The following is a 23,465-nucleotide window of genomic DNA, read 5'->3' as shown; positions in this document are numbered from 1 at the left end:
GGCCGTTCTACAGCGTGAAGGAAACGCAAAAGACGCAGTCGTGGGGCACTGTCGGATTGTATTCGGGTGGAAACCCTTTCGCCTCGGCTCGTTCGCGTTCCGGGTTTCTGTCTCACCTCCACTCCTTGGTGGTTAAGATGTGCCAGAAACCCTCGCTTAACAAATCGACCTCAACCGCCCAATTGGCGCTGGTGTCAGACAATTACCTGACAACGGACAGGTTTTTCACGGTCCATTTCTAGCTCGTCTCTCAAATCCCGATATCGACAATCGCCCGGGCCAAGATTGGTACCGTCTGCACGTTGAGGCCTGCGATGTTCATGCGGCTGTCGCCAACCATGTAGATGCCATGCTCAAGGCGCAGTTTCTCGACCAGGTCCGGCGCCGCTCCGATACGTGAGAACATGCCACGATGTTGCGCGATAAAGCTGAACCGGTCCGAACCGGACAGGCGCTGCAATTCATCGGCAAGTTGCTGGCGCAGGCCCAGCATCGAGAGACGGACCTCTTCCAGCTCCTGCTGCCAGTCGGCACGCAAATCGGCGTCATTCAGGATCGTGGTCACCACTCGCGCACCGTGATCGGGCGGGAAGGAATAGTTCTGGCGGTTAAGGAAGGCGAGCGTGGATTGGTTCAGACCCACCTGCCCTGCATCCTGGCTGATCGCCATCAGTAGGCCGGTGCGCTCGCGGTAGACTCCGAAATTCTTCGAACAGCTTGCCGCGATCAGGCATTCCTTGACCGAGGAGGCGACCAGCCGCGTCGCTGCCGCGTCTTCCTCCAGCCCATCGCCAAAGCCCTGATAGGCAATGTCGATCATCGCGATCAGGCCCTGTTCGTTGATCAGATCGACGACCGCCTGCCATTCCACCAGGTTGAGGTTCGCACCGGTCGGGTTGTGGCAGCAGCCATGCAGCAGGACCACATCGCCGGGGCGAGCCTGTTTCAGGTCTTCCATCATGCCACCGAAATCCACCCCGCGCGTCTCGGCATCGAAATAGCGATAGGCCACCATTTCCATTCCCAGATAGTTCAGGATCGAGACATGGTTGGGCCAGGTCGGGTTCGATACGAAAATCCGTGCCGAGGGGTTGGCCAAGCGCACCAGCTCAAACGCCTGCCGACAGGCTCCGGTGCCGCCTGGCGTGGCGACGGCAGCGATATTGGCGCGCGGCACAGCGTCGCCGAGGATCAGGTTGATCATTGCGTCCGAATAGGCCGGATCGCCAGCAAGGCCGGTATAGGCTTTTGACTCCTGCTCTTCCCAGACCTTCTGTTCAGCGGCCTTGACCGCGCGCATCACCGGTGTGATGCCCTCGGCATTCTTGTAGACACCAACGCCCAGATCGATTTTCTGGTCGCGGGGGTCTTCGCGATACATCTGCATCAGCGCCAGAATCTTGTCGGCGGGCTGCGGCTTGAGGTTTTCGAACATCAGGTTTCTCCGGTTGCGACGGGCAGGGTGGGGAAGGCCCCCCATTCAGCCCAGGAGCCGTCATAAAGGGAATGGTCGGACTTGCCGAGCCGCTCCAGCGCGAGCGACAGGATGGCGGCGGTCACGCCCGACCCGCAGGTTGTGATCGCGGGTTTCTTGAGGTCCACGCCGGCGCTTTCGAAGATGGCACGGCAGGCCTCGGGCGTTTTCATCGTGCCATCTGCATTCAAAAGCAGGGTATGCGGCACATTGCGTGATCCCGGAATATGGCCCGCGCGCAGCCCTTCGCGCGGTTCGGGGTCTGTACCCGCAAAGCGACCCGAGGGGCGGGCATCGATGATCTCGTGATCGTGCAGCTTGGCGGCGGCAGACACTTGCGTCACATCGCGGATCAGGTGGTTCTGAACCCGCACGGTCATGTGCCGATCGCGCACCACCGGCGGCAGATCTTCGATCTCGCGGCCTTCGGCCTGCCATTTGGGAAATCCGCCATCCAGCACGGCGACATTCATCTGGCCCATCAGCCGGAACAGCCACCAGACCCGCGCCGCAGACATCAGCCCGGCACCGTCATAGACCACCACCTGATGGCCATCCCCGACGCCCATGGCCCGCAGGCGGGACATGAACTTTTCCACTGGCGGGGCCATGTGCGGCAGGTCGGAGCGTCGGTCGGAAATATCGTCGATATCGAAAAACCGCGCGCCGGGGATGTGGGCCTCCTGATATTCGGCTTGGGCATCGCGGCCCTGTTGCGGCAGGTACCAGGACCCGTCCAGCACTCGCAGGTCGGGATCCTTGAGATGCGCCGCCAACCAGTTGGTGGATACCAGAGTTTTCGGATCGTCCTGCATCAGAGCCTCCGCCGTTGCCGCAAATTGGGCTTATACAAGCGGGTACTCTCACGCAAGGCGTGATCAGCCCGGACTAGCCATGATCCTTGAGCAAACGCTGCTTCTGACGCGACCAGTCGCGTTTTGCCTGGGTTTCGCGCTTGTCATGGGTTTTCTTACCCTTGGCGATGCCAATCTTCAGCTTGGCGATGCCCTTGTGATTGAAATAGAGCACCAGAGGCACCAGCGTCATGCCCTTGCGCTGGGTGGCGTTCCACAGATTGGACAGCTCTTTGCGCGAGACAAGCAGTTTGCGCCGCTGCCGTTCCTCATGTTTGAACGACTTGGCCTGCTCATAAGGCGCGATATAGGAGTTCACCAGCCACAGCTCGCCCTCTTCCACCGCTGCGTAGCTTTCGGCGATGTTCGAGCCCCCCGCGCGCAGCGATTTGACCTCGGATCCTTCCAGCATGATGCCGCATTCGATGTCGTCCTCGATCGCATAATCATAGCGCGCGCGCCGGTTTTCGGCGATCACCTTATAGTTGGGGTCTGTTTTCTGCTTGGCCATGGGGCGCAGATTTAGGCGGGCTTGCCCTCGGGTGCAAGCCATGTCGCATCCGGGGGTGGTTTCGGCCTGCTCAGGTCGCAAATTGGCAAGCGGCGGGTGGTTCGGGCTGACAGGCTGGCCTCATGACCCATTTGCATATTCCTCAGAGACTGGATCGCCGGGCCACCGGCTGCGACCTCGTCGCCTGAACCGCTCTGCGGGCCAAAGGCCCTTGAGCGTGACGGATGACGGCAAGAGTTGGAAATGCAAATGACGGGTTCCCCAAGGCTGCGGCTGGCCATCGATATCGGTGGCACCTTTACCGATACGGTTCTGGTTTCCGGAGAGGACAGGATCGTTGGCGCGACCAAGACGCTGACGACCCATGGCAACCCCGCCGAAGGTGCGATGCAAGGCGCGCAACATGTGCTGGCGCAGGCTGGGCATGACCTTGGCGATCTGTCGGGATTCATCCATGGCACCACGCTGGCCACCAATGCGCTGATCGAAAAGCGCGGGGCACGGGTGGCCACCATCACCACCGAGGGCTTTCGCGACATTCTGGAGATCGCCTATGAGAGACGCTATGCACAATATGACCTAAGCTTGGAGAAGCCCGATTTTCTGGTGCCCCGCGACCGGGCCTTCACGATCCCCGAGCGCATGGCCGTCGATGGCAAAGTGTTGCGTCCGATTGACGAGACGGCGGTCGATCCCTTGGTGAAGAAGCTGGAGGCAAGCGGGGTCGAGGCGGTGGCGATCTGTCTGCTGCATTCTTATGCAAACCCCAGCCACGAACACCGTTTGCGCGCGCTGCTGCGGGCAAAGCGCCCCGATCTGACGATCTCGATCTCATCCGATGTCAGCCCCGAAGCGCGCGAGTTCGACCGGCTGAGCACCACCGTGGCAAATGCCTATATCCAGCCGCTAATGGCCTCTTATTTGGATCGATTGCAGGCTCTGTTTAAGGCCCAAGGGCTGCAATGTCCCATCCTGATGATGACGGCAGGCGGGGGGATGTGCACGCTTGAAACGGCTAGGCGATTTCCGATCCGGCTGGTCGAGTCCGGACCGGCAGGCGGTGCGGTGCTCGCTGCTCATATCGCGGCGCAAGCCGGGCTGGATCAGGTTCTGTCGCTGGATGTCGGCGGAACCACGGCCAAGCTCTGCCTGATCGACAAGGCGCAGCCGCAAAGCGCGCGCCAGTTCGAGATCGGGCGCGCGGCGCGTTTCATCAAAGGCTCCGGCATGCCGGTGCGTATCCCGGTGATCGAGATGATCGAGATCGGCGCCGGGGGTGGTTCCATCGCCGCGGTCGACCGGCTGGGACGGCTGACAGTTGGTCCCAAAAGCGCTGGATCAGAGCCTGGTCCTGCGGCGTTCGGGCGTGGCGGCATCGCCCCCACGGTGACGGATGCCGATATCGAATTGGGGTTCCTGCGACCCGAAGGCTTCGCCGAGGGGCGGATCGCGATTGACCCGGCGGCGGCGCGCGCAGCGCTTGCGGATCAGATCGGCGCACCGCTTGATCTGAAGGTGACCGAGGCCGCAGATGGGGTCAGTCGCATCGTTCAGGAAAGCATGGCCTCGGCGGCGCGGATGCATGCTGTGGAATCGGGCAAGGATTTGAGCAGCCGTATATTGATTGCGTTTGGCGGCAACGGACCGCTGCATGCCGGCCGGGTCGCGCGCTCTGCTGGGGTGACACGCATCCTGATTCCGCCCAACCCTGGCGTCGGGTCCGCAGTCGGCTTCCTGTTCGCGCCAGTCTCGTTTGAAATCGTGCGATCCCGATACGCGCATCTTGAGAGTATGGACCTGTCGCAGATCAATAAGCTGTTTGACGAGATGATGGCCGAAGCAGGCGCTGTCGTTGCGCAAGGCGCGGGAGAGGCTATGCGGACCACCCAACGCAGCGCCTTCATGCGCTATGGCGGGCAGGGTCATGAAATCGAGATCGCGCTGCCGGACCATGCCCTGACCGATACCGATCTGCCTGACCTGATCTCTGCTTTCGAGGGCGAATACAGCAGGCAGTTTTCCAGGCCGGTGCCGGGGATGACGATCGAAATCCTGAACTGGTCGGTGCGGGTGTTCACCGATCGCCCGGCCGCAAAAGTTATCCGTAAAATCCCAATGCTTAGAGACTACTCATGCGAGGAAACCACGTGGATCACCAGCGACCTGGATGGAACACCGCAACGGGCCGCACATGTCGCCCGCGCTGACTTGCGGCCCGGAGATCTACTGCACGGCCCCGCGCTGATCACTGAGCCCCAGACCACGACCCTTGTGTCCAGCGACTTCACCGCGCAGGTCGATGCGATGGGCAATCTGGTGCTGACCCGCCGCCCGACAGGAGGTGTTGCATGACAAACGCCCATTCCCCCGCACGGTTGCAGGTCATGTGGAACCGCCTTCTGGCCGCGGTCGAGGAGCAGGGCCAAACCCTGATCCGCGCCGCCTTCAGCCCGATTGTGCGCGAATGCGGTGATATCTCGGCTGGGCTTTTCGATGCGCGGGGCCGGATGCTGGCGCAGGCGGTAACCGGAACGCCGGGCCATATCAACACGATGGCCGAGGCGGTGAAACACTTGATGCGGCGCTTTCCCACCGCGCAGATGCAACAGGGCGACATCTACATGACCAACGACCCGTGGCTGGCCTCCGGGCATCTGAATGACTTTCTGTTGCTTATGCCCGCCTTCCGGCAGGGCGGGGTGGTCGGCTTCACCGCCTGTACCTCGCATCTGGTCGATCTGGGTGGGCTGGGCATGGGGCCGGAAGGGTCGGATATCTATGACGAGGGGCTGCTGATCCCGCCCTGCAGGCTGGTGTCGCAAGGCGCGATGAACGCGAACCTGATGGAGATCATCCGCGCCAACAGCCGGGAACCTATAGCGAATGAAGGCGATATCTATGCCCTGATCGCCTGCTGCGAGGCTGGGGCAAACCGTCTGGTCGAGACGATGGAGGAATTCGGCCTCGACGATCTGGAGGAACTGGGGGGCTATATCATCGATACCTCCAGGAGGGGCACGCTGGAGGCCATCGCAAACGTGCCGAACGGGGTCTATCGCAATGTGTTGCGGACCGATGGCTATGAGAGCGAATTGGAGCTGCATGCCACACTGACAGTCTCTAACACTGGCATGCATGTGGATTTCACCGGGACGTCGGGCTGTTCTGGCAAGGGCATCAACGTGCCGCTTAACTACGCGACGGCCTATACGGTCTTTGCGCTGCGCTGCATTGTCGGGCCGGACATTCCCAACAATGCAGGCTCGCTGGCACCGTTCACCGTTGATGGTCCCGCCGGGTGCATCCTGAACGCGCAGCGGCCCGCGCCGGTGGCTATGCGCCATACGCTGGGGCAGTTGACGCCCGATCTGGTCTTTGGCTGTCTGCATCAGGCGCTGCCCGATCTGGTTCCCGCCGAAGGCGCCTCCTGTATGTTCGATCTACCCATGCGGCATACGCCCGAGGTGGCGCGGGCGGGTGGACGCAGCTTTGCCATCGAGCCGGTCCACAATGGTGGTACCGGCGCGCGGCCCTATGCGGATGGCCTGTCGACCACCGCCTATCCCTCGGGTGTTTATGGCTCGCAGGTCGAGATCACCGAAGCGGTCGCCCCGGTCACCATCTGGGCGCGCGAGTTGCGTCCAGATTCCGGTGGTGCAGGCACCTATCGGGGCGGATTGGGGCAGCGGATCGAAATGTCCTCGGCCAATGGTGCGCCGTTTTTGGTGTTTCTGTCGGTCGAACGTCTCAAACACCCGGCTCTGGGCCGCGCGGGCGGGCATCCGGGCGCAGCGGGCCGCATTCGCCTGCGCGGCGCAACCAAAGACATCCCTGGCAAATGCGAGCTGCGTGTCGGACCCGAGGATCACCTGATCTTCGAGACCCCCGGCGGCGGCGGGTTTGGCCCACCCGACAAGCGCGATGCAGACGCCATCGCGCTTGATCTGAAGCGCGGGCTAGTCACCGAAGCGGGGGTGAGGCGCGATTACGAAGGGGGTAAGAAATGACCTGCCCGGTTCCATATGTGGCCGCGATGGCCCCATATACGCTTGCCGATCTCGGCGGCGATCTGATCTCGATGGCGCAAAATGAAAGCGCCTTTCCTCCAAGCCCGAAGGCGCTGGCCGCCGCCCAGGACGCCTTGACGCAAACGCAGCTTTACCCCGATCCCGATTGGGTTGATCTGCGCCAGGCAATTGCGGAAACACACCAGTTAGACCCTGATATGATCCTGTGTGGCGCAGGATCGATGGAATTGACCGGCTGTCTGATCCGGGCCTATGCGGGTGATGGCCGCGCGGTTTTGGGCACCGAATACGGTTATGCGTTTGTGGCCTCCGCCGCGTTGCAGGCGCAGGCGGTTTACCGGCAAGTGCCGGAATCGGGGCTGACCGTGTCGATCGACGCGATCCTCGATAATGTAACCCCGGATGTGGCCGTGGTTCTTCTTTGCAATCCGGGGAACCCAACTGGCACGATGGTGCCGAGTGTCGAGGTCTTGCGCCTGCGCGCCGACCTGCCGGAGCATGTGCTGTTGGTGGTTGATCAGGCCTACGCCGAATTTTGCGATGCGTCCAATGACCCTTCCGGGATTTTTGCTTTGGCACAACGCGGCGATACGGTGATCCTGCGCACGTTTTCAAAGGCCTACGGGCTGGCGGGCGCGCGGGTGGGCTGGGGCTGTTTTCCGCCCGCTATTGCAGCGCAGGTTCGCAAACTGCTCAACCCCAACAACATCGCCGCCGTATCGCAGATGATGGCCGCGGCGGCGATGCGCGACCGGGCGCATATGCAAGAGATCGTGCGTAGAACCGAAGCCATCCGCAACCCGTTTGCTAGTCGCTGTCGCGCGCTCGGACTTGACGTGCCGCACAGCCATACGAATTTTGTTCTGCTCAGGTTCGGCAGCGTTGATCAGGCGGCGGAGGTCGATCAGGCGCTCAGGCGCGCCGGTCTGCTGATGCGCGGCATGGCGGGTTATGGCCTGCCAGACTGCCTGCGGGCCACGATCTGCGACGCAGCGGTGATGGAGCGCGCGCTGTCCATTTTGAAGGAGGCATTGTCATGACCGCTGAAAACCGGGGATTGGCGCGGATCGGGGTTTTGGTGCCCTACACCAACACCAATCTTGAACCGGACCTGATGCGGATGCGGGTGCCGGGCACGACGCTGCATGCCCAGCGTATGGGTGGGTATGATGTGGATGAGATCCCCGGATCGGACCAGATGGCCGGACTGGGCGCCTCTGATATCAGCCATGATCTGCGGATGATCGCGGGGGTGCGCCCGGATATCGTGCTCTATGGCTGCACCAGCGCTACCCTGTCTCACGGACCGACATTCGACACTAAACTGGCGAAATCCATCATTGATACCTGTCAGGCAAAATGTGTGACAGCCGCCGGTGCGCTTGTTGCCGCGCTTCAGGCGCTGGGGGTTCGGCGCATCGGGTTTTCTTCGCCCTATCTGGGCGAGATCAATCAGCAGGCGGTGCGTTTTTTGGAAAGCAAAGGGATAGGCACATTACGCTGCGCTGATATCGGCCGTGCGCTTGGCAATTACGGGCAGGGCGAATTGACGCCTGCTGAGATTCACGACCTGGCCCTTCGGGCCGATCACGCGCAGGCAGAGGCGATTGTCCTCTCCTGCACCGATATGCGGTCGGTTGAAGTGGTCGAAATGATTGAGGAGGCCCTGGACAAACCGGTCGTCACCTCCAATCAGGCGATGATGTTCTGCGTGATGCGGGCGCTGGGCCTGCCCCGGCATTCTACGCTGCCGGGGCGGTTGTTTGAGTGTCTGTGACGGTTCAGACGGCCCCTTCGTACTCGCCCCGCGCGGGATAATTGTTGGTAATCGCAAAATCCAGCGCGCCCACGAGTTCCGAGAAATGCGGCCGTACAAACGGCATGGTCTGAACTGAGCCATAGTAAAGCGTCTGCTGCGGGGTCACCATGAACAGGCCCGGCTCGGAAAACAGCGCCGGTTCCTCGATCCCGATCGAGGTCTTGCCGCGTGAGGTCGAGATATAGAGCCCCCATTCCCGCGCTTTTTCCAAAGGTAGATCATAGCCGAAGCGCAGCTTGGTTGCGCCGATCTTGTCGACCATCTCACGCGTCCGCTCTTCGCCATCGGAACTGAGAGCGACGGTCTTCACGCCGCGTTCCGCGAAATCGTCTACCCGCTTTTCTAGCTCAGTAAGGTAGGTGGCGCAGAGCGGGCAATGCAGACCGCGGTAGAAACAGATTACGGTTCCCTTGTCCGACCCGTCCGTGGCGAGATCGAATTGGCCATGGTCCAGCGTTGGGACGGACAGATCGGGGGTTTTCTGGCGCGGCATCAGCATGTTTTGGTCTCCTGTAAGTGGGGCTTGCCGATGGAGATAGCGCAAGTTAAGATCAGGAAAATATCAAAAACATGATCAAGACCCCGAAACATGGACCGCCTTTCTGCTCTCATGTCGCGATTTACCCTCTCCGTGCGCTCCTGTGCGATAGAGGAGGCGAATTTCGTGATCATCGCAGAGGCGCGCAACAGCCGCCCCGCATATCTGATCTACAGCGCGGGGGAAGAACTGGGCTTGCTAGAGCCTGACAAAAGTGCGGTTTTGCTGAGCGCACGTGTCACATGGGGAGGGCCGCAGAACCCGTTGCTGGCGGCATTGCCTGATGAGGTTCGCCAGGACCTGACCAACGACCTCGAGATGCAGGCGATAGTTGATCTGCTTCTCGCCGAACAAACAGCCGCGCGTTGCGGGTCGGCCTCGGTTCTAAACCGGCTGGGCGAGGTGTTGCTGGTCCGGCTGATGCGTCGCCAGATCGAACAGGGAGAGATGCAGGTGGGCCTGTTGGGTGGTCTGGCAGATTCCCGGTTGAGTCGGGCCATCGTTGCGATCCATCACCAGCCCGGGCATGACTGGCGGGTCGATCTTCTGGCGCAGGAGGCGGGTCTGTCGGTCAGCCGCTTTGCCGAGCTTTTTCGCCGGTCGGTGGGTACCACGCCGCTCGCTTATTTGCGGAGATGGCGATTGACCCTTGCGCGACAGGATCTCGAAAGGGGCGACCGTGTGCAGCGGGTCGCAAACAGATACTGTTACGGTTCGCCCGAGGCCTTGAGCCGCGCGGTTTCGCAGGAATATGGGCAGACCCCGATCCAGATCAGGAAAGCGGCCGCCGCTCAAAACGACGCGTTTCCAGTCAGCTAAGAGCCCTGAGGGTGGCTGCGATCAGATATTTGTCGTGACCCACCTTTGCGCCGAAACCGTCTCCCGCAATTTAAACCGCACTCAGGTGGTGCCATATCGGCTCATCATCATCTCGACGGCGCTTTCCACAACCTTTGCCATTTGCGCCTCGCTCAGGATGTCACCCCCCAGGATCACCGGCCAGAAGGCCTTGGCCTTGAGCAGAGCGAGGAACTGTTCGGCGGCCTCGTCGGGTTCATCTACGCTAAGCTGCCCGTCGGCAGTCGCATCACGCAGCATCTCGGCAAAGACCCGTTTCGAATCGATCTTGCCTTGAACCGACGCGGCGAGTTGCGGATTGCGCAGATTTTCGCTGATAAGCAGCCGGGCGATGGCCATCACCTCGGGCGAGGTCAGCAGGTGCCCTTCGGCCCGGGCGAGGTCGGTCAACTGGTCGCGGATGTCGCGGTCAGGGTCGTAGGCCATGCACAGCGCGTCGGCGAATTTCTCATAGAAGAGATGGACGATCGACTGGTACAGCTTTTCCTTGCTTTCGAAATACTTATATACCGTGCGCTTGGAGACCTGGGCGCGCGCTGTGATGCGATCCATGCTGGCCGCGGCAAAGCCCTTTTCCTGGAACTCGGCCACGGCGGCATCAATGATCTGCGCGTGCTTCAACGCATTGAAAGTGTCGCAGCTTGTCATACCTTCCACCTATAAGGCCAAGCTTCGGCATGGGTCAAATGGCGGCGTAAACTTGTGAGTTTACAGTCGCGCATCTCTTAAGTAGAGTAAACCTGCCAGTTTACCCGATGCGGGAAACAAGCGTGAACAGGAGATCCCTCATGGCACTGACGTTGAAATTGAACGGCGAGACACGAGATGTCGTCGCCGAGCCGGGCACCCCTTTGCTATGGGTTATCCGCGATGAACTGAAGCTGACCGGCACCAAATTCGGCTGCGGCGTCGCCTCCTGCGGGGCCTGTACCGTACATCTGGATGGAGAGCCGGTGCGGTCCTGTCAAACCTATGTCGAAGATGTGGAAGATGCCGAAATCACCACCATTGAGGGCCTTAACAGTGATATCTCGGCCGCTGTGCAGCAAGCCTGGACCGAGCTGGACGTGGTGCAATGCGGCTATTGCCAGTCGGGTCAGATCATGTCGGCGGTTGGGTTGCTGAGCGAAAATGCCAAGCCCACCGTCGAAGAGATCGACCTCTATATGGATGGCAATGCTTGCCGCTGCGCCACCTACCAACGCATCCGTGCCGCGATCCAGCGCGCATCCGATATCATGGAGGCCTGATATGACCTTGAACACATCACGCCGAGGGTTCCTCAAAAGCGCGGCCGCCGCTGTTGCCGTTCTCTATGTCGGGGCCCGCCCGGACGGGGCCATCGCCGCAGCGAATGCGGATGGCGCTATGCTCAATCCCTTCGTCAAGATCAGCTCTGACGGGACTGTCACCGCCATCGTCAAGCATTTCGAAAAGGGACAGGGACCCGCGACCGGTCTAACCACGTTGATCGCCGAGGAGCTGGGCGTTCCCATCGAAGATGTAGACTATGAATTCGCGCCCTCCGATGCCGGGACTTATAACAACTTGCTCTTTGGTCCGTTCCAGGGCACGGGCGGATCGACGGCCATGGCGAACTCGTTCATGCAGTATCGTCAAGCCGGTGCTGCGGCGCGGGACATGTTGCTGCAAGCCGCCGCAAATGTCTGGGATGTCGATATGGCCGAGCTGTCGCTAGAGGACGGCGTCATCAAGGGGGCCGGGCACGAAGCGCCGCTGGCCGAATTTGTCCGGGCCGCTGCCGGGATCACGCCCGCAGCCGAGCCGCGCCTGAAAGACCCCTCAGAGTTCAGGCTGATTGGCAGCGCCAATGTGCGCCGCAAGGACACGCCGCCTAAGATCAATGGCACGGCCATGTATGCGATGGACCTGCATCTGGACAATCAGATGGTCGTCGTGATCGCACATAGCCCGCGCATGGGCGGCCTTGTCGCCAGCTTCGACGAATCCGATGCCAAGGGCATCAAAGGCTTCATCCGTGCCGCAGAACTGCCCAACAAGGCCAGCGTTGCCGTGTTTGCAGAAAACACCTGGGCCGCATTGCAGGCGCGCGATGCACTGTCGGTAGAGTGGGATTTCTCGGCCGCCGAGGCGCGGTCCTCGGACGCGATCCGCGATCAGTTGATCGCCGCCGTGACTGCCGACCCGGAGTATAACGTGTCGGGCACTGATCAGGCTGAAGTCGCGGCCAGGATCGACGGTGCGTCAACAGTGCTGGATGAGACATTCTACTTCCCGCTGCTAGCCCATGCCCCGATGGAACCACTGACCTGCACTATTGAGGCGACCGCAGATGGCGGTGTCCTGCTGCATGACGGCTGTCAGATGCCCACGGGCCCGCATATGGCGCTGTCGCAGATCCTGCAATTGCCGATGGAGAAGGTGCAGATCAACACCCTGTTTGCCGGCGGATCCTTTGGGCGCCGTGCAACGCCTGACGCGGATTATCAGGTAGAGGCCGCGCTCGCTTTTGCGGTGACCGACCGGACCCGACCGGTGAAACTGGTCTGGTCGCGTGAGGATGACATCACCGGCGGCTATTACCGCCCGGCTTTTGCCCACCGGGTACGCGTGGGGCTGGACGACAGCGGCAATATCGTTGGCTGGGACCACCGGATCGCCGGTCAGTCGATCATGAAGGGCACCCCGTTCGAAAGCTTCATCGTTCATGACGGCGTCGATCACAGCTCGATCGAAGGTGTCCCGGATTCGCCCTACAACATCCCTGGTCAGTTTGTTGGCCTGACCGATGTGGCCAAGGCGACAACGGTTCTGTGGTGGCGTTCGGTGGGGCATACCCATACGGCCTATGTCATGGAAAGCATGATCGACATGGCCGCCAAGGCCGCCGGTCGCGATCCGGTCGATTTCCGGCTGGCTCTGCTGGAGGGCGGCGATAAGGATCAGGCGCGGATTGCCGGGGTTCTGAAGCTGGCCGCAGACAAGGGTGGCTGGGGCAAGGCGGCCGAGGGCCGGACGCAGGGCATCGCGGTGCACAAGTCCTTTGACAGCTACGTCGCGGAAGTGGTCGAGATATCGGGCGACGCCGACACCGGCGTGCAGATCGAAAAGGTCACCTGCGCGGTCGATTGCGGCATCGCGGTGAACCCCGATGTGATCAAGGCCCAGATGGAAGGTGGCATCGGCTACGGCCTGGGTCACGCCATGCGGGACGAGATCACGCTGACGGACGGCGAGGTGGATCAATCCAACTTCCCGGATTACGAGCCGCTGCGCATCGGGGATATCGGCGCTATCGAGGTGCATATCCTACCCTCGACCGAACCGCCGACCGGCGTTGGTGAGCCGGGCACGCCGCCTTCGGCCCCGGCTCTGGCCAATGCGATTGCCGCGACGGGGCTCCGGGTCACAGCCTTGCCGATGATCAATAACGGCGTGGAATTCATGTAACGCCAACAGCACCGTCGGCCTTGCTGGCGGTGCCTTTATCCACCCAGAGGGTGGCGCGAGAGCAGTCGGAACCTGCCAACCTCTGCCGCGCCCATCAGGCACAGGTCGGAGATCGGGTAGGGGTTGGGAACGCAGCCTTCGAAATACCCAGCCAGCACGGGTTGTAGCTGGTCCTGTTCATCTTGCCGCAGCGGTCCGGTCAGGGTCATGTGAAACTGGAACGCCTCCATCACAAACGGATATCCCCATTGATCCAGCAGCGCGCGCTGCTGTGGGGTCAGACGGTCGGGATTGCGCTTGGCGCGCTCTTCGACGCTCAAAGGCGCGCGCCATGTATTGGTCGCCTCGATGACCTGCGCCGCCAGATCATTGAGCGGTCGGGTTTCACCGCCCGGGCGAAAGGCCAAAAACGGGCCCAGCGAGGCTACCGACATCCGGTCCAGCGTTACTGGGCTCAATTTGCGCGCAAGATCGTCTGTCATGTCCCGAAGACTGTCGAGGGTCATACCCTGCGCCGGACGGAAAGGTGGGCGCAATGTGCCATGAAACCCATACTTTCTAGGTCGCGCTGTTAGTTTGCGATTCGAACTAGGTAGCCCATCCAACGCGGCAGGCACCGGAGTAAGGCCCGAAATCGAGTCCCAGCCGAGCCATTGAGCGGCCTTTTCGGCCAGTATTCCGCGCGGGGGCGTGTGAAATACTGCGTATCTACTGTAATTGTTCATTTTCGCCCTGGTGCCGTCGCCCGAGTTTTTCCTATAACTATTTGTAAATAATGGAAAACCTGTTTGTTTGATACAAGAATTATCCCGACTTACGGGAATCCCCGTATTTTCGACTCAACGGAAAATAGGTTAACACTGTCATCAGAGGTATCATAAGTGATGCGCCCCCAGCTCACACCTCCCCAAACAGGGACTGATCAATTACCGGTCAGTCCCTGTTGACTTTTCAGGACCCCTCCGATCACCCGCCTGCAATCACAACGTCAGTGCCCCAATCAGCGCAGGCCGCATTCAACTTGGCCGAAACTGGCCTGTCGGTGATGAAACAGTCCAACGCGCCCAATGTGGTGATCCGCGCCGGGGCGTTGCGTTGCAGCTTGGTGTGGTCGGCAACCAAGATCACCTGTCGGGACTGGCGAATGATGCTGCGGCTGACGCCCACTTCGCGAATGTCGAAATCCAGCAAATCTCCGTCCGGATCGAGTGCTGAGCAGCCGATGACCGCGTAGTCGAACTTAAACTGCTGTATGACATCAGTGGTGATGGTGCCAACAAGGCCCCCATCGGCCCGGCGCAACGTGCCACCGGTCACATTGACCTGACAGCCCGGGTTGGCGGCCAGAATGTTGGCGACGTTCATGTTGTTGGTCACCACAAGGATGTTCTCGTGGCTCAGAAGTTCCCCGGCAACTGCCTCGGTCGTGGTGCCGATATTAAGGAAGATCGAACAATCATTGGGCAGCCGCGCGGCGCAGGCGCGGGCGATGTCGATCTTGCCCGCATGGTTCAGCCCGCGCCGTTCTTCATAGCCGATATTGCTTGTGCCCGAGGGGAGAACCGCCCCGCCATGCACCCGGTCCAGCTTGCCGGCCTCGGACAACTCGGTCAGGTCGCGCCTGATGGTCTGCAGCGTCACGCCAAAATGCTGCGCCAGCCCTTCGACCGTGACCTTGCCATCGCGGCGGGCGATCTCGATAATCTCGGGATGGCGGAATGTCTGGGCCAATTCAGTCTCCTGTCACAGCAGCCCGCAGTGGCTGATGCATCTTGCACGGGGCTTTTCTCGGATTGCTATCACAGAAGACCCATAAATAAAGCAAAAAGGCGTTTAAACGAAATCAAATATCTTCCTTTTTGTTCGTTTTTTTGAGATAGAGCGCCATGGGAATAGATTCGGCCCAGGAGGCTCTGATGTCGACAGATGGCGAGACAGGCGTTTGCGATCTTTTTATCATTGGCGGCGGCATCAACGGCTGCGGCATTGCACGCGACGCGGCCGGGCGCGGCTATTCAGTGACGCTGGCCGAGATGAACGATCTTGCCTCGGCAACCTCATCAGCTTCGACCAAGCTCTTTCATGGCGGGTTGCGCTATCTTGAATATTTCGAGTTCCGGCTGGTCCGCGAGGCACTGATCGAGCGTGAGACGCTTCTGAAAGCGATGCCGCATATCTCCTGGCCGATGCGCTTTGTGCTGCCTTATCACAAGGATATGCGGTTTGAGAGCGAGACGCCGACGTCGAAACTGCTAAACCTCTTCATGCCCTGGATGAAGGGGCGCCGACCGGCCTGGCTGATCCGGCTGGGGCTGTTCCTTTATGACAATCTGGGTGGACGCAAAATCCTGCCGGGGACCTCGTCGCTCCGGCTGCGGGAAAGCGCTGAGGGCAAGCCGCTCAATCCCAAGTTCGAAAAGGCCTACGAATACTCCGATTGCTGGGTCGAAGATGCTCGCCTTGTGGCGCTGAACGCGCGCGATGCCGAGGCGCGCGGGGCAAAGATCATGACCCGTACCAAGGTGCTCAGCGCTAAGCGCGCGGATGACCTGTGGCATGTGACGATCGAAACCCCCGATGGCGAAACTCGCATCATCCATACCCGCATGCTGGTTAACGCTGGAGGCCCATGGGTCGGTGACATCATTCATACCAAGATCCATATCAACAGCCGCGCGGATGTCCGCCTAGTGCGCGGCAGCCATATCGTGACGAAGCGTCTCTATGATCATGACAAGTGCTACTTCTTTCAGGGTACAGACGGTCGGATCATCTTTGCGATCCCGTATGAAACCGACTTCACCCTGATCGGCACCACCGATGCCGAGCATCACGATCCCCATGACAAGCCGCGCTGCACGCCCGAGGAACAGGCTTATCTGCTGAACTTCGCTAACCAGTATTTTCAGACCCAGCTGAGCGATGCCGATGTGGTCTGGACCTATTCCGGTGTGCGCCCGCTTTACGATGACGGCGCCAGCTCGGCGACAGCCGCGACGCGGGATTACAAACTCAAGGTTGAGGCCTCAGGCGGCGCGCCCGTTCTAGACGTCTTCGGTGGCAAGATCACCACCTATCGACGGCTCGCGGAATCGGCGCTTGAGAAGATCACCGAGCATCTGCCGAACCCGAAAGGCCCATGGACCGCTGGCGTGCCGCTGCCGGGGGGCGATTTCCCGGTGGACGGGTTTGATCGGCTGGTTAGTGACCTTGCACGGGACTATCCGTTCCTCGGCCCCTACCACGCATTTCGTCTTGTCCGGGCCTATGGCACCGAGGCCAATGCAGTAATGGGCGATGCCAAAAGCCCCGAGGATCTGGGGCAGGATTTCGGTGCGACCCTCACCGAGCGTGAAGTGGTCTGGATGATGACCCATGAATATGCGCGCCGCGCCGAAGACGTGGTCTGGCGGCGGACCAAGCTGGGTTTGCGGATGAGTGGCGAGCAGGTCGAGCAGCTTGACGCATGGATGCAGCAGCGCCAGAACGGTGAGGTGCCCGGCGACGCCGCATGACAGATGGCGAGCGATCCGGCGATGACCAGACAGGAGCCGTTTGCCACGATGATCGCCAGCCTGATGATGTATCGGCGTCCCGAGTTGGACGGGGCGATTGCCCGGTATTGGGGTCTGATACGGGCCAATCTTGCCTTGTCAGGCGTCACCGCTCCGCAGGAATTGTCTCAGGAGGCCGAAGAATTTGCGGTCTGGACCGATCCGGAACTGGTGCTGAGCCAGACCTGTGGCATGCCCTATCGTCTCTGGCTGAAGGACAAGGTCGAACTGGTCGGAACGCCTGACTTCGGGGTTGAAGGCTGTGCGCTCGGTTATTACCGCTCTGTGCTGGTTGTGCGCGCGGATGACAGCCGGAACCGGGTCGAGGCCTTCGAGGCCGCGATATTCGCTTTCAATGAGAGTTTTTCGCAATCCGGCTATGCCGCGCCGTTTGCGCATACAATGACGCGAGACTTCTGGTTCGAACACAGGCTGCACACCCATAGCCATCTGAACTCGGCGCGCGCTGTTGACGAGGGCAAAGCCGATATCGCCGCGCTGGATGCGGTGAGCTGGCGGTTGATCAAGGCTCATGAGCCTTTTGCGGAAAAGCTGCGCGTTTTGGACCAGACAGAGCCGACCCCGGGCCTGCCGCTGATTACGGCAAAGGGACAACCCGCCGATAGGATCTTTGACGCGGTGCAAGTTGCCATATCGCTATTGGACGATGCTGATCGCCGCCTTCTGGGGCTGAAAGGGATCACCCGCATCCCGCGTGAGGCCTATCTCTCCATCCCGAACCCGCCTGAAACCGCCAGCGATTGAGCGCGCTTACAGTGGTTCACACAGCAGGGGTAGCAGATCGGATACGCGACTTTCTGCCTGTGTTAGACCCAAAACACGGTCGCTGACCGCAATCGCGCGGGTCTCACCCAGACAGGGCGCGGCGAAGGACATGTACTTTCCGATGATCTCCTCCTCGGACATGGGAACTTCCACCCCGCCGCGTGCATGCGTATCGCTAGAGCGCAGCACCTGGCCATCCGATGTCTCGACCTCTGCATCAGCGGTGCGGCAGGCCGGGAAACGGGCGTTGTGACCCTCGGTTTCGGCCACTTCGATCCGCTGTATCAGGGCGGCGACCACCGGGTCTGTCAGACCCGCCCCGGAAATCTGCGCAACGCCGATCTGCCCATGCACCATCTGGCTGGCAACGGCAAAGCGCAGCGAATACTGCGCTTGCGACGTGGTTTCGGGCATGCCGGGAAACAGGCAGGCGGCCTCGTGAAAGCTGTTGATCCGAGCGCGGGTGATCTGCTCGTGGGTCAGGCCATGGTCCTGCATGATGCGGGCAACGGCATCTATGGCGGCATGCGCCCAGCGGCAGATCGGGTAGGGTTTGATATATTGCTGCTCCATCTGCCAGACTTGGCCGAGATCATTCCAATGCGGCTCTATATTGGCATCTTCGACGGTAATCGCGGGCGCGCCGGTAAAGCCGCGCTCGGCAAGGATAGCGGCAGAGATACCGACCATCGCGCCCCAGCCGGAGCCATCATGGAGCATGGTCGGGTTGGCAATCTCGCGCATCATCTGTGATCGGGGGCCATGATATTCGGCGATGCCAAGCGCCTGTCGCAGTTGATCCGCCGAATGTCCCCGCAGCCGCGCGGCCACCGCTGCCACGCCAAGGGCGTTCCACGCGCCCGACGTGTGGTAATCGCTGACCGAGGCATGCAGCGCCAGACCCGCCCGCCCGGCGATCTCGTAGCCGATGGTGATGGCGGCCAATGCGTCGCGCCCGCTGAGATCCGGCAGATGCTGTGCCAGCGCGGCAAGCGCGGGAATGACAGCGACGCCGATATGGCCCTTGACCGGATTGAACCCGTCATGCGCGTCCAGATTGTCGGTCTGCGTCGCTGCAGCATAAGCTGCACCCGCCATGCTGACTTTGCGCCCGTCAAACAGCATTCTTGCAGCATGACCGGGATCATTACTGGCATAAAGCAAGTCTGCTGTGTCGCGCGCGATCACACCGGCTTCCATCGGGGTTGAGGCTGCGACGATACCGAGCGTGTCCAGCATCATGAGCGCGGCCGCATGCAGGGCGCTGTCGGGGATGTCCGACGGTTTCAAATGCAGGGCGAAGTCTGCGATCCTGTTGAAACGCTCGGTCATGGTCGTTCTCCCTGATCAGTTGCGCAAATGAAGGCCCTCTGGATCGAAGGGCGGCGTGGCAAGGCGCGTCGCCCGATGCGGCTTGCCGAGAATGAAAATCTCCACCTCATCGCCGGGGCTGGCCAGCACGGGGTCGGCAAACCCGATCGCAAGGGACTGGCCAACCGAATAGCCATAAGCGCCCGAGGTGACCCGACCGACCGGACGGCCATCGGGCAGAAAAATCGGCTCACCGCCGCTGGCATCGGCGTCATGGTTGGCCTCGACCGCAAAGACCGACAGCACCTCGCGCGGTGCGTTGTCCTTGATCTGCAGGTAGGCCTCCTTGTTGAGGAAATCCTTGTCGAGCTTGATCAGACGCTCCAGCCCGACTTCTTGTGGCCAGTATTCGGGGCTGTATTCCCGCCCCCAGGAGCCATAACCCTTTTCGATCCGCAACGCCCCCAGGGCGCGCCCGCCGACCGGCCCGCCGCCAAGGTCGTGCGCAGCCTCCAATAGCGCTGTATAGAGCCTGATTTGATCCCCTTCGGCGCAATGCAGCTCCCATCCCAGATCGCCAGTGAAGCTGACACGGATGGCAAGGCACGTAACGCCCGCCACCTCGATTGTTGCCGATCGCATGAAGCGGAAGGCGTCGTTGGACAGGTCGGCATTGGTCAGCCGCTGCAGCAAGTCACGCGCCTTTGGTCCGGCGACGTTGAACCCGGCAATGCGATTGGTCGCACGCTCAAACGTGGTGCCTTCGGGCCTTTCGACCATATCGAAGAAGCGCTGGTGATAGCGTTCGGCCATGCCCGAGCCGACCATCATATAGGCGTCCGCGCCGGTCTTGGTGATCGTGAAATCCCCGGCGATCCCGCCGCGGATGCCGATCAGCGGGGTCAGGCAGGACCTCCCTATATCGGACGGCACACGATTGGCTACCAGATGGTCCAGCCAGTCTTGCGCGCCCGGACCTTTGACCACGTAGTTGGCGAAGTTCGAGATATCGATGACGCCCACTGCCTCGCGCAGCATCCTGACCTCGCGCCCGACCGGTTCCCACCAGTTCTGGCGGGTGAAGCTGTTGGTGTCGACCGTCCCCGGTTGATCCGCAAACCACAGGGGATGTTCCCAACCGGAATTGAGGCCAAAGACGGCACCCATGTCCTTTTGCATCTCGTAAACGGGCCGCATCCGTGCGGGACGCCCTGCCTCGCGTTCCTCATTGGGGAAATGGATGGCGAAGCGATGCGTGTATTGATCCTGCACGCGGGCCTTGGTGAAAGCCTTGTCCGCCCAGTCATCAAAGCGCGCCAGATCCCAGGCGAACATGTCATATTGCGGCTCGCCCTCGATCATCCATTGCGCAGCCAGCAGCCCCAACCCGCCGGATTGCGAGAAACCGGGGATGATGCCGCCGCAGAGGAAATAGTTCTTCAGTTCCGGTACAGGCCCCCAGAGCGCGTTGGCATCCGGCGACCAGATCATCGGGCCGTTAATGACGCGCTTCACCCCGGCAGTGGCGGCAACCGGCACGCGTTCGGTCGCACGCATCACATTGTCCATGATCCGGTCCAGATCGTCGGGGAACAGGTCATGGGCGAAATCCAGCGGCGTGCCGTTCTCGGCCCAGAAGCGCATGTCTTTCTCATAGGCTCCGATCAGCAGCCCGTTGCCTTCTTGCCGGAAGTAATATTCGCCATCGCGATCGGCGATGGAAGGCAGGCGACGACCGAGGGCCGCAACCTCATCAATCGCATCGGTCACAAAATACTGATGCTCGGTCGGCTGCAGGGGCAGGGTCAGCCCCGCCATCGCCGCCACCTCGCGGCCCCACAGCCCGGCGGCATTCACCACCCATTGGGTGTGAATGTCCCCCTTCTCCGTGCGCACGATCCAGGATCCGTCCGGTTGCGGATCCGTCCCTAACACGGGGCAGAACCGCTCGATCGTGGCGCCCATCTTGCGGGCACCGGCGGCATAAGCATGCGTTACACCAGAGGGATCGACATTGCCGCCATCGGGTTCATACATGATGCAGCGGATGTCGTCGAACTGCGCCAAGGGGTGCAATTCCATCGCCTGTTCGCGGCTGAGCTCATGGAAATTCAGGCCATAGAAGCGCGCCTTCGCCTCTTGCAGGCGCAGCTGATGCTCACGCGCTTCGGTCTGCGCCAGATAGAGCGAGCCGGGCTGAAACACGCCGCAGCCCTGACCGGTTTCCTGCTCCAGCTCCTTGTAGAGGTTCATCGTGTAGTGCTGGATGCGGGTGACGTTGTTGTTGTCATGCAGCCCGTGAATGCCCGCTGCTGCATGCCATGTGGACCCGGATGTCAGCTCATCGCGTTCAAGCAGGAACACATCGGTCCAGCCCAGCTTCGCCAGATGATAGAGGACCGAGCAGCCGATCAGCCCGCCTCCGATGACGACGGCCTGTGCGTGGGTTTTCATAACGTGTGCGCTCCCTGCTTCCCCGTGCTGGGGATCAGAAAGCCACAGGAATCGAGTGGTGTATGGCCCGTTCCCGACATGGTGCGTCGGGAACGGGGTTGGATTAGCCGCAGATCGCCTTCATTGCGGCAAGGAACTGCGCCACCTCATGCTCGCTGTTGTAGTGGCACATCGAGACACGCACGCAGGCCTCCTGCCCAAGCGGGGTCAGGATGTTGCCGGAGTAATGATCGGCCTTGCGCAGATGGGTGCGCATGCCCTGATCGTTCAGCTTGCGGACCAACTCCACCGATGGGATGCCGTCGACCCAGAGCGAGACCAGCCCCTCGCGCGCGGGGTTGTCGATGCCGCCGATGATGTGCATGCCGTTCATGTCCTTCAGGCCCGGCAAGTTGCCGGTGCCGTGGATCATCGCATCGGTCAGCGCCTTTTCCTGGGCGTGAATGGCTTCTCCGGCTGCCACAAATCTGGCGCGGCGGTCGGATTCCCCGGATACTTGCGCGCCGAGCCATTCGAAATAATCCGCCAGATCCGACAATGTCGCGTAAGAGCCGGTATCGCGCGTACCCATCTCCCAATTGTCTTCGGGGCCGTCGATCAATGCGTTGTGGGGCAGGTGGGTCAGACCGTCCGAGATCCAGGCCAGCCCGTAACCGTGGCGCGAAAACACCTTATAAGGCGAGATCACATAGCCGTCGACATCATAACTGTCGATGTCTATCCGGCCATGGGCAGCGTGTTGGATGCCATCCACGATGATGACCGCCTGGGGCGCCACCGCCCGGATCGCCGCCGAGACTGCGGCCACATCCACCCCCATGCCGGTGACCGGCGACGTATGGATGATAGTTGCAACCTTGGTGTCGGGCGTCACCGCTTGCGCGTAGGCCTCGGCAGTGATGGTGCCGGTTGCGTCGTCATGCGGGATCAGGACGTGGCTCTGCCCGGCGATCTCGGCCCAGCGGGCGCAGGCGCTGCGCGTGGCAGGATGTTCCAGCGTAGAGCCTAATACGACGCCCGCTCCGGTGCCCAGACAGGCATTCATGATCAGGCGGAACAGCAGTTCGGTCCCGCTTTCGCCGACAAAGAACTGCCCGCCCTTGGCGTTCATGAAGGCTCGCATATCTTCCTTGGCCTTGGTGATGACCCGCACCAGCTCATGGCTGCCGGGATTGTCGCGGCCCTGATTGTCCGGGATCGCCGCATAGCGTGTTGACGTGTCGACCACCGAATTCAGGGTCAGTGCCCCGCCTGCGTTTTCAAAGAAGATGCGCGGACCCTGCTGTGGGCAGTGATCGATCTGGGCAAAGCGGGCGCGGATGCTGGTCAAAAGTTCCGGAGAGATCGATGGCATGGAGGCAAACCTTATTGGGGCAGTCACGACGAACAGACCCCAGCTTGCGGCGGTTTTCCAGCCTTGCCGCGACCTGAAACTATCACCTCAGCGACGTGATCTTGAAAATGTTCATATTTTGTTCTATATACCTTCTGTTAAGGAACAAGGATGTCTCTCATGGTTAACACCGCCCGTGACGCCTGGTTCAATGAGCCGGGAAATGATTATCACCTGCTGCCGGTGACCGATCGGCAGATGCAGTTTGCCACTGCAATTGCCACGCGGTCCGCACTGGAAATCCCGCCGGAGGCGCGGCGCGACAGGCGGCGGATGTCTGAATGGATTTCTGCGCATAAGGGACATGGCGCGTCGCCCTTTGATGCCTATCCCAGTGGTAAGCAGGTGTCTTATGCCGAGCGTCTGTCGCGTCTCAAACGCCGCCCGATCCCGCATGAGTGTTTTCGCAACAAGAAACGGATGTCAGAGTGGATTGACCGCAATCGCTGATGC

The 23,465-nt window shown here is 61.0% G+C and carries 20 protein-coding genes; 10 read left to right on the top strand and 10 right to left on the bottom strand.

All coding sequences use genetic code 11. The annotated features are described in order from the left end of the window. Positions 1 to 250 precede the first annotated feature (250 nt). The 3 genes from Q5Y75_RS11090 to smpB form a co-directional block, all read right to left on the bottom strand. Positions 251 to 1,435 (bottom strand): amino acid aminotransferase, encoded by a 1,185-nt coding sequence (locus Q5Y75_RS11090; RefSeq protein WP_306197233.1) that lies wholly within the window; start codon positions 1,433 to 1,435, stop codon positions 251 to 253. Continuing rightward, the gene (sseA, locus tag Q5Y75_RS11085; protein WP_306197231.1) at positions 1,435 to 2,289 is read right to left on the bottom strand and encodes a 3-mercaptopyruvate sulfurtransferase; all 855 of its coding nucleotides are present in this window, start codon (positions 2,287 to 2,289) and stop codon (positions 1,435 to 1,437) included. Before sseA ends, Q5Y75_RS11090 begins: the two co-directional genes overlap by 1 nt. Before the next feature lie 73 nt (positions 2,290 to 2,362). After that, positions 2,363 to 2,839 (bottom strand): SsrA-binding protein SmpB, encoded by a 477-nt coding sequence (smpB, locus tag Q5Y75_RS11080; RefSeq protein ID WP_306197267.1) that lies wholly within the window; start codon positions 2,837 to 2,839, stop codon positions 2,363 to 2,365. Between the two features lie 249 nt (positions 2,840 to 3,088). Between smpB and Q5Y75_RS11075 the strand changes: the two genes are divergently transcribed. From Q5Y75_RS11075 to Q5Y75_RS11060, 4 genes are read left to right on the top strand one after another with little or no spacing between them, the layout of a single operon-like run. Beyond that, a complete protein-coding gene (locus Q5Y75_RS11075) occupies positions 3,089 to 5,191 on the top strand; it encodes a hydantoinase/oxoprolinase family protein (protein WP_306197230.1) in 2,103 nt (700 codons plus the stop codon). Next, on the top strand, positions 5,188 to 6,846 hold the full coding sequence (locus Q5Y75_RS11070) for a hydantoinase B/oxoprolinase family protein (protein ID WP_306197228.1): 1,659 nt from the start codon (positions 5,188 to 5,190) through the stop codon (positions 6,844 to 6,846). The genes Q5Y75_RS11075 and Q5Y75_RS11070 overlap by 4 nt, the downstream gene beginning before the upstream one ends. Beyond that, complete coding sequence (locus Q5Y75_RS11065; protein ID WP_306197226.1) at positions 6,843 to 7,907, top strand: pyridoxal phosphate-dependent aminotransferase; 1,065 nt, start codon at positions 6,843 to 6,845, stop codon at positions 7,905 to 7,907. The genes Q5Y75_RS11070 and Q5Y75_RS11065 overlap by 4 nt, the downstream gene beginning before the upstream one ends. Continuing rightward, positions 7,904 to 8,644: a maleate cis-trans isomerase family protein gene (locus tag Q5Y75_RS11060; protein ID WP_306197224.1), complete on the top strand. Its 741-nt coding sequence runs from the start codon at positions 7,904 to 7,906 to the stop codon at positions 8,642 to 8,644. The genes Q5Y75_RS11065 and Q5Y75_RS11060 overlap by 4 nt, the downstream gene beginning before the upstream one ends. A gap of 4 nt (positions 8,645 to 8,648) precedes the next feature. On the opposite strand, the gene Q5Y75_RS11055 is transcribed toward Q5Y75_RS11060, so the two are convergent. Then, entirely contained in the window at positions 8,649 to 9,185 is a 537-nt protein-coding gene (locus Q5Y75_RS11055; protein WP_306197222.1) for a peroxiredoxin-like family protein, read from the bottom strand. Positions 9,186 to 9,275: 90 nt separating this feature from the next. On the opposite strand from Q5Y75_RS11055, the gene Q5Y75_RS11050 reads away from it, so the two are divergent. Next, positions 9,276 to 10,043: an AraC family transcriptional regulator gene (locus tag Q5Y75_RS11050; RefSeq protein WP_306197220.1), complete on the top strand. Its 768-nt coding sequence runs from the start codon at positions 9,276 to 9,278 to the stop codon at positions 10,041 to 10,043. 81 nt (positions 10,044 to 10,124) lie between these two features. Here Q5Y75_RS11050 and Q5Y75_RS11045 read toward each other — a convergent pair whose 3' ends face one another. Further along, entirely contained in the window at positions 10,125 to 10,730 is a 606-nt protein-coding gene (locus Q5Y75_RS11045) for a TetR/AcrR family transcriptional regulator (RefSeq protein ID WP_306197218.1), read from the bottom strand. 140 nt (positions 10,731 to 10,870) lie between these two features. On the opposite strand from Q5Y75_RS11045, the gene Q5Y75_RS11040 reads away from it, so the two are divergent. Together Q5Y75_RS11040 and Q5Y75_RS11035 are read left to right on the top strand one after the other, a co-directional pair. Then, positions 10,871 to 11,332 carry a (2Fe-2S)-binding protein gene (locus Q5Y75_RS11040; RefSeq protein WP_306197216.1) on the top strand — a complete coding sequence of 154 codons (462 nt, stop codon included), beginning with the start codon at positions 10,871 to 10,873 and terminating at the stop codon, positions 11,330 to 11,332. 1 nt (position 11,333) lies between these two features. Further along, positions 11,334 to 13,514 (top strand): xanthine dehydrogenase family protein molybdopterin-binding subunit, encoded by a 2,181-nt coding sequence (locus Q5Y75_RS11035; RefSeq protein ID WP_306197214.1) that lies wholly within the window; start codon positions 11,334 to 11,336, stop codon positions 13,512 to 13,514. A gap of 35 nt (positions 13,515 to 13,549) precedes the next feature. On the opposite strand, the gene Q5Y75_RS11030 is transcribed toward Q5Y75_RS11035, so the two are convergent. Beyond that, the gene (locus Q5Y75_RS11030) at positions 13,550 to 14,239 is read right to left on the bottom strand and encodes a DUF1045 domain-containing protein (RefSeq protein ID WP_306197212.1); all 690 of its coding nucleotides are present in this window, start codon (positions 14,237 to 14,239) and stop codon (positions 13,550 to 13,552) included. A 241-nt stretch (positions 14,240 to 14,480) separates the two neighbouring features. Continuing rightward, the gene (locus tag Q5Y75_RS11025) at positions 14,481 to 15,245 is read right to left on the bottom strand and encodes a DeoR/GlpR family DNA-binding transcription regulator (protein WP_306197209.1); all 765 of its coding nucleotides are present in this window, start codon (positions 15,243 to 15,245) and stop codon (positions 14,481 to 14,483) included. A 185-nt stretch (positions 15,246 to 15,430) separates the two neighbouring features. Between Q5Y75_RS11025 and glpD the strand changes: the two genes are divergently transcribed. Together glpD and Q5Y75_RS11015 are read left to right on the top strand one after the other, a co-directional pair. Then, the gene (glpD, locus tag Q5Y75_RS11020) at positions 15,431 to 17,029 is read left to right on the top strand and encodes a glycerol-3-phosphate dehydrogenase (RefSeq protein WP_306197207.1); all 1,599 of its coding nucleotides are present in this window, start codon (positions 15,431 to 15,433) and stop codon (positions 17,027 to 17,029) included. A gap of 21 nt (positions 17,030 to 17,050) precedes the next feature. Next, positions 17,051 to 17,833: a phosphate/phosphite/phosphonate ABC transporter substrate-binding protein gene (locus tag Q5Y75_RS11015; protein ID WP_306197205.1), complete on the top strand. Its 783-nt coding sequence runs from the start codon at positions 17,051 to 17,053 to the stop codon at positions 17,831 to 17,833. A 6-nt stretch (positions 17,834 to 17,839) separates the two neighbouring features. Here the strand turns inward: Q5Y75_RS11015 and Q5Y75_RS11010 are convergent, their stop codons facing one another. The 3 genes from Q5Y75_RS11010 to Q5Y75_RS11000 all read right to left on the bottom strand — a co-directional run bounded on the left by Q5Y75_RS11010 (position 17,840) and on the right by Q5Y75_RS11000 (position 22,973). Continuing rightward, entirely contained in the window at positions 17,840 to 19,186 is a 1,347-nt protein-coding gene (locus Q5Y75_RS11010) for an MmgE/PrpD family protein (RefSeq protein WP_306197204.1), read from the bottom strand. 15 nt (positions 19,187 to 19,201) lie between these two features. After that, a complete protein-coding gene (locus Q5Y75_RS11005; RefSeq protein WP_306197202.1) occupies positions 19,202 to 21,619 on the bottom strand; it encodes a GcvT family protein in 2,418 nt (805 codons plus the stop codon). A 103-nt stretch (positions 21,620 to 21,722) separates the two neighbouring features. Beyond that, the gene (locus Q5Y75_RS11000; protein ID WP_306197200.1) at positions 21,723 to 22,973 is read right to left on the bottom strand and encodes an aminotransferase class V-fold PLP-dependent enzyme; all 1,251 of its coding nucleotides are present in this window, start codon (positions 22,971 to 22,973) and stop codon (positions 21,723 to 21,725) included. 159 nt (positions 22,974 to 23,132) lie between these two features. Between Q5Y75_RS11000 and Q5Y75_RS10995 the strand changes: the two genes are divergently transcribed. Further along, positions 23,133 to 23,462 carry a hypothetical protein gene (locus Q5Y75_RS10995; RefSeq protein WP_306197198.1) on the top strand — a complete coding sequence of 110 codons (330 nt, stop codon included), beginning with the start codon at positions 23,133 to 23,135 and terminating at the stop codon, positions 23,460 to 23,462. Positions 23,463 to 23,465: the final 3 nt, after the last annotated feature.

It is taken from the genome of Ruegeria discodermiae, assembly GCF_030758345.1.
Lineage (GTDB): Bacteria > Pseudomonadota > Alphaproteobacteria > Rhodobacterales > Rhodobacteraceae > Ruegeria_C.
Note: the sequence above shows the minus strand (reverse complement) of the source record. Positions and strands in the feature narration are given on the sequence as shown.

Excerpts from the sequence above, each read along its gene's own strand:
- Q5Y75_RS11090 (WP_306197233.1), bottom strand. The coding sequence starts at position 1,435 with ATGTTCGAAAACCTCAAGCCGCAGCCCGCCGACAAGATTCTGGCGCTG.
- sseA (WP_306197231.1), bottom strand. The coding sequence starts at position 2,289 with ATGCAGGACGATCCGAAAACTCTGGTATCCACCAACTGGTTGGCGGCG.
- smpB (WP_306197267.1), bottom strand. The coding sequence starts at position 2,839 with ATGGCCAAGCAGAAAACAGACCCCAACTATAAGGTGATCGCCGAAAAC.
- Q5Y75_RS11075 (WP_306197230.1), top strand. The coding sequence starts at position 3,089 with ATGACGGGTTCCCCAAGGCTGCGGCTGGCCATCGATATCGGTGGCACC.
- Q5Y75_RS11070 (WP_306197228.1), top strand. The coding sequence starts at position 5,188 with ATGACAAACGCCCATTCCCCCGCACGGTTGCAGGTCATGTGGAACCGC.
- Q5Y75_RS11065 (WP_306197226.1), top strand. The coding sequence starts at position 6,843 with ATGACCTGCCCGGTTCCATATGTGGCCGCGATGGCCCCATATACGCTT.
- Q5Y75_RS11060 (WP_306197224.1), top strand. The coding sequence starts at position 7,904 with ATGACCGCTGAAAACCGGGGATTGGCGCGGATCGGGGTTTTGGTGCCC.
- Q5Y75_RS11055 (WP_306197222.1), bottom strand. The coding sequence starts at position 9,185 with ATGCTGATGCCGCGCCAGAAAACCCCCGATCTGTCCGTCCCAACGCTG.
- Q5Y75_RS11050 (WP_306197220.1), top strand. The coding sequence starts at position 9,276 with ATGGACCGCCTTTCTGCTCTCATGTCGCGATTTACCCTCTCCGTGCGC.
- Q5Y75_RS11045 (WP_306197218.1), bottom strand. The coding sequence starts at position 10,730 with ATGACAAGCTGCGACACTTTCAATGCGTTGAAGCACGCGCAGATCATT.
- Q5Y75_RS11040 (WP_306197216.1), top strand. The coding sequence starts at position 10,871 with ATGGCACTGACGTTGAAATTGAACGGCGAGACACGAGATGTCGTCGCC.
- Q5Y75_RS11035 (WP_306197214.1), top strand. The coding sequence starts at position 11,334 with ATGACCTTGAACACATCACGCCGAGGGTTCCTCAAAAGCGCGGCCGCC.
- Q5Y75_RS11030 (WP_306197212.1), bottom strand. The coding sequence starts at position 14,239 with ATGAACAATTACAGTAGATACGCAGTATTTCACACGCCCCCGCGCGGA.
- glpD (WP_306197207.1), top strand. The coding sequence starts at position 15,431 with ATGTCGACAGATGGCGAGACAGGCGTTTGCGATCTTTTTATCATTGGC.
- Q5Y75_RS11015 (WP_306197205.1), top strand. The coding sequence starts at position 17,051 with ATGACCAGACAGGAGCCGTTTGCCACGATGATCGCCAGCCTGATGATG.
- Q5Y75_RS11010 (WP_306197204.1), bottom strand. The coding sequence starts at position 19,186 with ATGACCGAGCGTTTCAACAGGATCGCAGACTTCGCCCTGCATTTGAAA.
- Q5Y75_RS11005 (WP_306197202.1), bottom strand. The coding sequence starts at position 21,619 with ATGAAAACCCACGCACAGGCCGTCGTCATCGGAGGCGGGCTGATCGGC.
- Q5Y75_RS11000 (WP_306197200.1), bottom strand. The coding sequence starts at position 22,973 with ATGCCATCGATCTCTCCGGAACTTTTGACCAGCATCCGCGCCCGCTTT.
- Q5Y75_RS10995 (WP_306197198.1), top strand. The coding sequence starts at position 23,133 with ATGGTTAACACCGCCCGTGACGCCTGGTTCAATGAGCCGGGAAATGAT.